This is a genomic window from Alteromonas sp. I10 (assembly GCF_003201515.1).
GTDB lineage: Bacteria > Pseudomonadota > Gammaproteobacteria > Enterobacterales > Alteromonadaceae > Alteromonas > Alteromonas macleodii.
Genome location: NZ_QJJN01000003.1, coordinates 97,738 through 108,884, shown reverse-complemented (window position 1 = coordinate 108,884; position 11,147 = coordinate 97,738). Strand labels below are relative to the sequence as shown.

Below are 11,147 nucleotides of genomic sequence, written 5' to 3'. Positions count from 1 at the left end.
ACTTGGCGGCACACCGCCGCCATTTCTTAAGACGGTTATTATGTTTAGAAAAATAGTTTTTACTTTTTGGCTTTGCTCGGTTGCGCTACTGCAGGCAGCGTGTGCTAGCACACAACCTTGGCAAGAAAAAGATGTTGGTCATTACAGCTTTAACAAGTGGGCAGGGGGCAAAATAGATGTACACTATATTGTTCCCCAAAACGCAGACGCACAAACAAAGATACTGCTGGTTGTACCCGGAGCTCGTCGCAATGCCGATGATTATCGAGACCAGTGGCTAGGTTTGGCGAAAAAGCACAACTTCATTGTGCTTGCGATTGGGTGCAGCCTAGCAGTGTGTGAAGATGAATATCAATACAATTTAGGTGGCATTACCACGCCATTAGGGGCCAAGCGTCCGGAATCGGTTCAGTTCTATAATGTGCCTGAAAAAGTCTTTAATGATTTTGTTGCGCGCTTTGGGTCTGAGCAGCGTGAGTTCGCTTTGTATGGTCACTCTGCTGGAGGCGGATTTGTTCACACTTACATGTTAGCTAAGCCTGACGCACCAGTATCTCAAGCGGTTGCTGCCAATGCCGCATTTTTCACCTTCCCAGATACTCAGCAAGACTACCCATTTGGTTTGTTAAATAGCCCATACAATGAGTCGCGAATTGATGATTGGTTAACACGACCGCTAGTGTTTATGTTAGGTGACCAAGACATGGGGCCTCGAACCAAAGCCATTAGCAATAGCAACAAAGCAAATCAGCAAGGACGAAACGTGTTCTCAAGAGGACTGTCATTCTACGCTCATGCAATGAATGTTGCAGTGGAAAGAGACGTCTCTCCACATTGGCAACTCGAGGTTGTGCGAGGTGTTGGTCACAGTAGTACGAAGATTGTGCCTTACGCATTCAAATACCTGTTTCCTGAATTCAATAAAGGAAATGAGGAGAAGTAGGTGGAAACTAATTCGTTATCAATGTCTTCTTCGACAACGAGTGATGAACCTAAAGGAAACCTTTATAGAAGGGTAGGTACAATTCTAGGGCCATTAGCTTTTCTCGTGATGAATCTATTGCCTGCTCCCGAAGGGTTAAGCCCAATAGCATGGTCGACAGCTGCTGTAGGTGTTTGGATGGCGCTTTGGTGGTCGTGCGAAGCGGTACATGTTTCGGTCACAGCGTTATTGCCTTTTGTGTTATTTCCTCAGCTAGGTATTTTAGATATAAAAGCGGCCTCGGCACCTTATGCCAACCCCACTATCTACCTTTTTCTAGGTGGGTTTATGCTTGCTTTGGCACTTCAGAAGGCGAATCTTCATAAACGCATTGCGTATTTCATATTGAGTTACGTAAGCAGTTCAGCTCGCTCTATTGTTTTAGGGTTTATGCTGGTAAGTGCCATATTGAGTATGTGGATGACGAACACGTCTACTACCATGATGTTACTTCCTATTGCGTTATCGATTTTATCGACAATGGAAAGCGAGGATTTAAACTTCACAGAAAGCGAGAGAAAGAACTTTCAGCTATCTTTGCTGCTTGGCATCGCTTATGCCGCAACCATTGGTGGTATGTCGACCTTAGTAGGTACACCGCCAAATGCGTTCTTAGTCGGCTTTATGAACGACACGTATAACGTACAGTTAGATTTCGCAAAATGGATGCTGATTGGGATCCCACTTAGCGTGGTTTTACTTCCCTTAGCGTGGATCTCGCTGACAAGGTGGGTATACCCGGTTAACTTTAAGACGCCAGATAGTGCACAGTCTAAGCTAGCGGCTCAACGAAAAGCACTTGGCCCTATTCGCAAAGAAGAGTGGAGAGTCGGTGTTCTCTTTTTATGTGTTGCCTTTGCGTGGATGACGCGGCCATTCCTTGCGAAGTGGTTTTCCCTTGATGGCCTTTCTGATGCTGGTATTGCAATGACTGCTGCGGTACTACTTTTTGTTATACCTAATGGCAGAGAAAAAAGTGAAAATCGGCCTGCATTACTTGCTTGGGATGACATGAAAGATATTCCTTGGGGAATTCTGGTGTTATTCGGTGGCGGATTGAGTTTAGCCGCAGCAGTGTCGAATACCGGGTTGGCACAGTGGCTTGGCGAGGGGCTTGTAAACATAAATGTCTTTGGTCTGCTCCTGTTAGTGCTAGCCGCAACAACACTGGTGATTTTCCTTACAGAGCTAACAAGTAATTTGGCAACGGCAGCCACTTTCTTGCCGGTAGTTGCAGTAATTGCTATCGAAATGGGCTTCGAACCAATGTCATTAATATTGCCTGTAACCCTTGCAGCAAGCTGCGCATTTATGTTGCCTGTGGCAACACCACCAAATGCCATTGTGTTCTCGTCGGGTTATATCAGCATATCCCAGATGGCACGGGCAGGTTTCGTGCTGAACATTGTCAGCATCCTTTTAGTCAGTGCTATTGCTGTTTGGCTAGCGCCTCTTATCTTTTAATTTTCTTAAGATGCCCAGTCATTCTCTGGGCATCGGCAAGTACCACTATGACTTATCAAAACAATAAACCCCTATATTTATCTCACGCTGGCCCTAAGCTTCTAGATATGCCCTTGCTAAATAAAAGCAGTGCGTTTAGTGAAAGAGAGAGAATTGAATTTAATTTAGACGGCTTACTACCTCCTCGTTACGAAACGATAGAACAGCAAAGGGAACGCGCTTATTTGCAGTATCAGGATTGCTCCACTGCAATGAGTAAGCACATTTTCTTACGTGACATTCAAGATAAAAATGAAACCTTGTTTTACCGTTTAATCAGCGAACATCTTGAGGAGATGATGCCTATTATCTACACGCCAACGGTAGGAGAGGCGTGTGAGAAATTCTCTGATATTTATCGCAGCGCCCGCGGCCTATTTATCGCTCATCATCAACAAGACCGAATTGACGCCATTTTGCACAACGCCACCAAGCGCAACATTAAAGTGATAGTGGTGACCGACGGAGAGCGGATCCTTGGCTTAGGCGATCAAGGTGTTGGTGGTATGGGCATTCCAATTGGAAAACTGTCGCTGTATACCGTTTGTGGTGGCGTTAGCCCTGCCAATACATTACCTATCACATTGGATGTGGGTACAAACAACGCAGCATTGCTGGAAGACCCTATGTATATGGGGTGCCGTCACCCTAGAATTTCGCAAAGTGAATACGACAAATTTTTGGATAAGTTCATGCAAGCAGTCAGCCGCCGATGGCCTAATGCACTTATTCAATTCGAAGATTTTGCGCAACACAACGCCACACCATTGCTATCGCGTTACCGCGATAAGTACTGTTGTTTCAACGATGATATTCAGGGCACTGCAGCTGTTGCGGTAGCAACTATGTTGGCTGCGTGTAAAGCCAAACAGGTTTCGCCGTCTTCACAAAGATTGGTAATAGCCGGTGGCGGTTCTGCTGGGTGCGGCATAGCAGAGCATTGGGTGCGCTGTGCTGTGGCCGAAGGGGTGAGTGAGAAAGAAGCCCGTCAGAACGTATTTGTGGTGGATAGGGATGGCCTACTTACCACGAAGTCAAAAGCACTGTTACCTTTTCAGCAGCGTTTCGCTCATGATACAAGCTTGTTTCCCGAATGGGACAAGCTCACGCAATCTAGCTTGTTAGACGTAATACACAACATTAAGCCTACCATGCTACTTGGTGTGTCGGGATGTAATGGTTTATTTAGTGAAGCGGTGATAGGCGCGATGGCCGCGAATGTTTATAAGCCAATTATAATGCCATTAAGTAATCCTTCGCGCTGTGTTGAAGCCTTACCCGAAGATATTTTGCGATATACCAATGGCGAAGCAATTGTAGCAACGGGAAGTCCGTTTGAGGATGTAGAAATTAATGGTAATTCGTTTCCAATTAGCCAATGCAATAACAGCTATATCTTCCCCGGTATTGGACTAGCTGTAGTAAGTTGTGGTGCCAAAAAGGTTACAGACAATATGTTGATGGCAGCGAGCAAAGCACTAGCAGCTGAATCTCCTCTTGCTGTGAATGGTGTAGGCGCTCTATTACCGCCTTTAAGTAGTATCAAGCAACTGTCATTGAAAATTGCTTTCGAAGTAGCAAAGCAGGCTGTGATAGATGGCGTTGCACTACCAAGAACGGACGAAGAAATTAATTTGAGTATTCAAAAGACGCAATGGCTCCCCGATTATCGAGATTATCAGCGGGTAGCAAACTAAACTGAGTTTGGCCTTAATTCTTTGTGGTGGGTGCAGCGAGGTAAAAAATGGTGGCCCCACCCTGACTTGAACAGGGGACCTGCCGATTATGAGTCGGATGCTCTAACCAACTGAGCTATGGGGCCATTTTGAGATGTGCTGTGCAGTTTTTTATTGCAAATTGCTATGCATAACAACCACAGGCGAGCGCAAGTATAAGCAGTTTTATTTGCCTTGTCACGCCTCGCTGGTGGCTTTGTGATTTGTTTGCTTTATTTTTGTTCACTAAGCTGTAGTTTATGTGCCTTGTTTGGCAATTTTACACGTCGCCACCCAAGAGCTAATGCCAAGCCTAACATGCTAAACAGAGTCGTAGAACCGCCTCCACCAGAGCTATTTGAATTAGTATCCGTTGGCAAGCTCACTACACTTTCGTTTACGGTAACAGTAACGGTGTCGCTGGTGCTAACTCCAAACTCATCGGTTGCAGTTAACGAAAAGGTTAAATTGCTTTGAGATGATGGGGCGGTAAAAGACATGGTTAATGTTTCTGCATTTCTGATGGTAACCGTGTCGCCGGCGGTTTGCGTCCATTCTACGCTTGTTAATGCGCCTTCGGGGTCTTGGGCGCTTCCCGTTAATTCAACGCTGGCTCTTACATCGGTTTCAACATCTGTTCCTGCGTTTACCACAGGGGCTTGATTGCTCTCATCGTCTTTTATCGTAATCAGCGTTTCTACCACACCACCTAGAAGATTTGTGTCTTGTGCAGCAAGTACTAAACGAAATCGTTCGTTGTCTTCTTCGGTAGTATCGTTAATAAGCGCTATATTTACAGTCTTCGAACTGGTATCGCCGTCGCTCCAAGTTAGCGTGCCGCTTTGACTGACAAAGTCTTCATCGCTCACTGCTGTACCGCTTTCCAGTGAATAGTTCACACTTACTTCGCCTTCACTTCCGCCTTGGCGAACAATGTTTAACGCAAATTCAGAGTCGGTCTCTAAAACAGCGCGTTCGCCAGCGCTTAATTCAATTTTTCCTTGTTGGGCAGCACCGTTAATCGTGACTTGAGCATAGCCGCTACCAGAGGCGATACCTCCTCCTTGCGGGTTAAATAGTCTGACGAAAAATACCTCATTGCTTTCGTTATCTTCATTAGCACTTACGCTTAACGTAATATTTTTAGCCTGTGATTCATCCGCACCCCAACTGAGTTCTCCAGACGCTAACATTACATCGCTGCTGGTGGCTGAACCCACTATTACTTCATACGCAACTGTCATAGCCCCGGTACCTGTCTTATTAACAGGAAGGCTTAAGGTTGTATCAGCATCCGTTTCATAATTAGCCTGAGAGAAGGCCGCAACTGTTGTTGCGCTTAACGTATTATCTTTTAATACAAACAAACCGCGCTGAATATCACTAACCAAAATATTACCGCTAGGTAGAAACGGGTATACGCCCCACGCACCATTAAAGTTGGTGCTGTTAAAAGCAGGGTAGGTGTCGAAAAAGCCAGCTTCTACAGGCGCGGTAGGATCTGAAATGTCTAGTACCGTTAAGCCACGCTCATAGTTAGACATATAGTAGCGGTTGCCTCTTACGTAGCCGTTGTGATCGATAGTGCCGTTGTCACTGGTCCAAATGCTGGCAAGCACAGGTGTTGTGAGTGATGAAATATCAAAAATCATAACCCGGGTATTTAAGCTGAAGTTTCGCTCGTCCAACTCATCGTGAACAAAGGCATATTGCTTGTCTTCACTAAACCAACCGCTATGGGTGTAGGCAACCTCGTTATAACTAATACTACTTAGTTCAGAGGTACTATTTGTGTTCGTGTGATCCCAAAGGCGCATTGCATCTTCATTGAAGTCAAGCATAACCGTACATCCATCAGCCGTAGCATTCACACAGTCAGTTTGCGCTCTTGCGTCGGTAACGCGCATAGATGACGCATCATGCGTATAGTCGGCACGTGTGAGACCGCTAGGTATGTAAGACGCGGTTGGTGTTTGAGGTGAGGTTAGCGTATATGAACGAAAGGCTCCGCCGTTACTATCCTGGCCAACCAAATGTAGCTGAGGCGCAGCGTCATTTAGCGGTGTGTTTAGCGTGTAATCTACGTTAGAGATGTAGATATTGTGTGCACGGTTATCGTCGTTAATCCGCTTCGTTAAGCTAATACCATTAGGGAGGTCGTTAAGGTCAATGATGGTAAAACCTTCGGTTACGCTATCGGCACTGGCATAGGCATACGCTTTAAAACGCCCCGCAGCGCTATCGAAATACTGATAGACCTTAATGTCGCGCCATGTCGTACTTTGACCGGTAATTTCACCTACTACTACCGGTGCTGTTGGCTCGGTTACATCTACGACGGCAATGCTGGCCTGCATGCCAACAATGGCATATTCTCTACGGTTGTTTAAATCGACGTGCCCCCAAATATCGTTGGTACTATTTGATACCGACGACAATACGTTAACAGGTACGTTAGAGAGTAGATCGATATTGCTGCATGGGAAGTCGGCAGCCGTTCCATCTGTGCAAGCTTCATTTGCACTGACTTCGGTACTAAGGACCATGTGCGAAGATGCTTGTGCTTGAAGGGAAGACGCGGCTTTTCCGTCAGTTATACTGTCGAACCCTTTTTCATAAAGGGCTTCTGATAAATAGGTAGGCACATTACCTAGTGTAGTTTTGTGCAAGGCAGGCTTCTGTGCCTGGTAATGATCTTCACGAGAAAAGCCTCCTAATACGGGTAAAAGACTGTCGTTTAGAACTTGTGCATGCTGAGCGTTGTCGAAATAATATTGGCCTTCAGCAACGAGAATTTTGTCGCCTTTATTGGCCTGTCGCGCGGCATAGCTCAACGTTTTACAGGGCCTGAAACGGTTGTCACACTTGCCCGCGTCCACGCCGTCCTCGGCAACAAAACGTGCTTTGTCATGGTCTGTGTGTGCTTGTGCACCTTGACTCACAAATGCTAAAAGCAGCACTATTAGCGTTAATGGGAATGCATTCATCTTGTCGTCCGCGCAAGTGTGTAATTAGAAAAAGGTAGTTTGTATAAAAAACTACCAGATATCCAAAGGAAGTACATACGTAAATGAAAATGCCTTTTCGCATGAGTGTCATGCCTTCGTTACTCTTTGCGGCGCTAGTGTCGTTAACCGGCTGTGATGCCATTAACCTCAAAGGAAGAGAGCCTGGTGAAATCCCGTTTAAGTTGGTGGGAGTCGATACGGGGGCATGTCCAATGATCATGAGTATTGGACAACAGCGATGGAATATAGACTACTTCGGTTTTTACCTTAGCAAGCCAGAAGTGCGCATTGATGGGAAGTGGCAGCGGGTTAAGTTTAAACAAACCCAATGGCAGACGCCGAATATAGCATTGCTAAAGTTTCACAATAAGTGCAACAACCCTGATGATGCCAATAGCAAAATTGTATTAGATGTATCGGAAGAGCTTTTAAAGCTGTCCACAAACTTGCGCTTCACTATGGGTCTTCCCTTCGACGATAATCACGCTAACCCGCTTACACAGCCTTCGCCATTGAATGACAGTACAATGTTTTGGAGCTGGCAAAACGGTCATAAGTTTTTGCGACTGGATGTGTCTAAAGGCTCAGAGGAAACACGCAAATGGTCTTATCATTTAGGTAGCGTGGGTTGCGATTCTGAATCAGCAGTCAGGCCACCTGAAAAATCGTGTGCTTTCACAAACCGGGTGGAGTTTATTCTGCCGATGACCCAACTCGATACTGATTTAGATTTGGAAGTATCGGTGTCCAACATTGTCGCGCAAGTTGATATCAACGAAGCGCCAAGTTGTATGTTCGAGTCTCCCGAAACTGAGCCCTGTAAAAAGCTTATTCAGAATTTAGTGCACAGGCCTTGGATTAAGTGGCAGTAGCGGCACTTTTAATTTGCACTAGAAGGCGAGCTCTGCTCGCTTTCAAGGCGGCAATTATCGCTCTTGTTACAATGATTTTAGGAGCGTGCAGTAAATCGCCCACGCCTTACATTTGGAATTTGCCTCACAATATTCCACCGCCTCCCGTTCCCGCAGACAATCCTGTGACCGAAGAAAGCGTAATTTTGGGAGAGAAGCTTTTCTTTGATAAGGGCTTAAGTGCTAACAACACGGTTTCATGCAGCAGCTGCCATGAACCAGAGCATGCTTTCTCTGAACCTAAGACGGTTTCAGTAGGCGCGAATGGAGACGCGCTAAACCGTAACGCATTAGCGCTAGTAAACGTGGCTTACAATGCATCCTTCACTTGGGCGCATAACAACTTAGAAAGTATAGAAAAACAGCTGATGATCCCGCTTTTTAATGAACATCCTGTGGAAATGGGCGTTACGGGAAATGAAAAGCGTATATTAAAGCGCTTTGAGGGCAGCGAATATCGAGCGCTTTTTGAAGCGGCTTATGGTGATGACACACCCAATTTAAACAATATTGTAAAGGCGCTTGCTAGCTACGTAAGAAGTTTAGTGTCGTTTAATAGTGCTTTTGATAACTACGCTTACGCTCAAGATGACGATGCACTAACCGCCCAGCAGCTTGAAGGTTTGAATCTGTTTTTTTCAGAGCGCACTGAGTGCTTTCACTGCCACGGAGGTCTGAATTTTACTCAATCGTCTAAGCATAGTTTTCAACCTTTTGCGGCTCAGCCTTTCCACAACACTGGCCTGTATAATGAAGATGGGAAGGGCAGTTATCCGGAATCGGACATGGGGCTTTACAGCGTTACTCACAATAAACAAGACATGGGGAAGTTTAGAGCACCTACTTTGCGCAATATAGCCCTTACTGCGCCCTACATGCATGATGGCAGTATTGCCACCCTTGATGAAGTCATTGAGTTTTATGCTCGTGGGGGAAATCTGGCTGAAAGCCCTAACCCTTACCGCAGTCCGTTCATAAAAGGCTTTACGGTTTCTGAAGATGAAAAGGCGGCGTTGGTTGCATTTTTGCGCAGTTTAACCGACGAGCAATTTGTAAAAACACACACTACACGCAAAAATTAGCGATTTATTGCTCATTTTGTGTAATTTATGTTTATACTTTGCACACATATATCAACCAAATGCTTATGTGCTGATTGTTAACATCGTGATAAACTCAATCACTTACATTCTTTGTTAATAACTATAAAGCAGGTGAGCGGTCGCGGAGATGAGAATGACTGAAAAACCCTTCATTACAAGTGGTCGAAATACCATCATTCATAAAATAAGAAAATTAGATCTATTGGTGATCAATGGTGATGAACATCCGCCAATTCTTGTTACTTATAAAGGTATTAAGCAGTACGAAGGCAAAGTGCCTGAAAACAAGCGCGATGCCAAGATGATGGACATGGAACTAGTAGATGTAACTACTAGCGATGTGTTTGGCGACGAAAAAACATTATTGTTCGTACAAACCCTAAATGGGAAAGAGTATAAAATCGATTACTCTAAAATTGGGACGAGCATGTTTATTAAGATTCACCAAGACAGTATTTTCTAAAACTCACCTTACCCCATATTGGGGTAGATGTGTTTTTAATTAATGGGGTTAGGCAATCTGGCCCCAGTTATCTGCCTTGAGTGAATTGAACCCTCCAATTACCCTTCCTTTTCCTTTAAGCTGTACGTAACGCTTTTTGAAAATGTTAAACCGGCAGATGTCCACTGGCGTGACTTCCGATGCATTTACGCCACTTACAACACCTGCAGTCTCCAACCCCTCAGCAATTAACTCTGAACAGAACCAGCTATTAAAGTCTTCTTGATTGTAGCTTATGCTGCCGAACAGGGGATGTTCATCAATCGCGTCCACTGCTGAGCCGAATAGCTGTAGCACGTCGTAAGGTTTCCCGTCTTGTTCAAACATGAAGTTAAAGAAGTCTCGCTTATTTTGCTCAAAGATACTTCTTGACGCGCTAGACAAGGGCAGCCACCAAATATCACCGTCATAAGATGCTACACGCTCGCTTAGTCTATTGGTCATTACCCCTCGCTTTCCTTTATACGATGTAGCTTCCATGACTTGATTAAAATATCGATTAGAATCTTCATCGCGCATCTTCGTTTGCATAACTATTGCCACATGCGTTACCGCAGAGCGTGTAGTGAGTTTGGTCCAACGAGAAAATAGGCTATTGCCACCAAATGCGATGATGTCACCAGGCTGCATATGCTCTCTAATAAGGTGGTACTGTTGCTGCTCTAACATGGCTCTTCCTTGAATACGTGTTAAGAAATTAGATTATTGTCTGCACCGCTAGGCGGGCAAGAGTATTTGCTTATGATTTTCCACTTTGCAACGTATGCATTTATAAGAATGTTGCAAAGTGTGTGTTAAGTACGACTAATAACAGTTTAGACCGATTATTAAACCTTAGCTTTTGTGTACTTGTCGCAACGTCTCAAATAGCGGTGCTTTAACGTTTTTATAGCGTGAATTTTACAAAGTTTCACTAATTTAATGGTGCGGGGACAAAAGAGGTAGTCACCGCGTTGCCGAATATTATCAGAGGAACTTGTTATGTTTATGTCACGCCGTGTTACCCAACTTGCTTTACTAGGAATAACCTTGTCGCTTACTGCAACAGTAGCGAATGCCGCCCCGTATCCCAAGCATGTAGAAAAAAACTTAATTGCAGTGTGTGAAGCGGTAAAAAGCGATAGCCGTTTGCGATTGCATCGCGCTGTGAAAGCGACGGGTTTTAAAATGCGATATATCCATGAAGGGTTAGTGTGCAACGGGCAAGACATGCTTACTTTTGCACTTACTCATAATGCATCTAAAAACGCACAGCTGATTGCTCGTCGCATTAATGCTAGCCCTAGTGTATTAACAGCAAAACGCTAATGAAGAGTTTTCTACCCTGGCGATTGGGCTATGCAGCTTATAGCCCCTTTTTCGCTTATTTTTACTTTTCGCTGTCTACATCCCATCACTTATTAAGACGGGGATAGATAACGCT

General features: G+C 44.8%; 9 protein-coding genes and 1 tRNA gene. 7 read left to right on the top strand and 3 right to left on the bottom strand.

The genetic code is table 11. The features are described 5' to 3' along the window. Positions 1-40: 40 nt before the first annotated feature. The 3 genes from BZA03_RS07395 to BZA03_RS07385 are packed head-to-tail and all read left to right on the top strand — an operon-like array spanning position 41 to position 4,182. The gene (locus BZA03_RS07395; RefSeq protein ID WP_075176054.1) at positions 41-943 is read left to right on the top strand and encodes an alpha/beta hydrolase; all 903 of its coding nucleotides are present in this window, start codon (positions 41-43) and stop codon (positions 941-943) included. Positions 944-964: 21 nt separating this feature from the next. After that, entirely contained in the window at positions 965-2,446 is a 1,482-nt protein-coding gene (locus BZA03_RS07390; RefSeq protein WP_110288559.1) for a DASS family sodium-coupled anion symporter, read from the top strand. A gap of 47 nt (positions 2,447-2,493) precedes the next feature. Continuing rightward, positions 2,494-4,182, top strand: coding sequence for an NAD-dependent malic enzyme (locus BZA03_RS07385; protein ID WP_110288408.1), 1,689 nt, complete (start codon positions 2,494-2,496; stop codon positions 4,180-4,182). 48 nt (positions 4,183-4,230) lie between these two features. Here BZA03_RS07385 and BZA03_RS07380 read toward each other — a convergent pair. Next, positions 4,231-4,307 (bottom strand) — tRNA-Ile (locus BZA03_RS07380). A gap of 126 nt (positions 4,308-4,433) precedes the next feature. Then, on the bottom strand, positions 4,434-7,187 hold the full coding sequence (locus tag BZA03_RS07375) for a choice-of-anchor B family protein (RefSeq protein ID WP_110288407.1): 2,754 nt from the start codon (positions 7,185-7,187) through the stop codon (positions 4,434-4,436). An 83-nt stretch (positions 7,188-7,270) separates the two neighbouring features. Here BZA03_RS07375 and BZA03_RS07370 point away from each other — a divergent pair, with 83 nt between their 5' ends. From BZA03_RS07370 to BZA03_RS07360, 3 genes are all read left to right on the top strand, one after another. After that, entirely contained in the window at positions 7,271-8,080 is an 810-nt protein-coding gene (locus BZA03_RS07370) for an MbnP family copper-binding protein (protein ID WP_014975805.1), read from the top strand. A gap of 71 nt (positions 8,081-8,151) precedes the next feature. Then, positions 8,152-9,201: an MbnH family di-heme enzyme gene (locus BZA03_RS07365; RefSeq protein WP_110288406.1), complete on the top strand. Its 1,050-nt coding sequence runs from the start codon at positions 8,152-8,154 to the stop codon at positions 9,199-9,201. Positions 9,202-9,355: 154 nt separating this feature from the next. Next, positions 9,356-9,685 (top strand): hypothetical protein, encoded by a 330-nt coding sequence (locus BZA03_RS07360; RefSeq protein ID WP_014948463.1) that lies wholly within the window; start codon positions 9,356-9,358, stop codon positions 9,683-9,685. Positions 9,686-9,733: 48 nt separating this feature from the next. Here BZA03_RS07360 and BZA03_RS07355 read toward each other — a convergent pair whose 3' ends face one another. After that, entirely contained in the window at positions 9,734-10,393 is a 660-nt protein-coding gene (locus tag BZA03_RS07355) for a hypothetical protein (RefSeq protein WP_014975806.1), read from the bottom strand. A gap of 312 nt (positions 10,394-10,705) precedes the next feature. On the opposite strand from BZA03_RS07355, the gene BZA03_RS07350 reads away from it, so the two are divergent. Next, positions 10,706-11,032: a DUF3718 domain-containing protein gene (locus tag BZA03_RS07350; protein WP_014948465.1), complete on the top strand. Its 327-nt coding sequence runs from the start codon at positions 10,706-10,708 to the stop codon at positions 11,030-11,032. Positions 11,033-11,147: the final 115 nt, after the last annotated feature.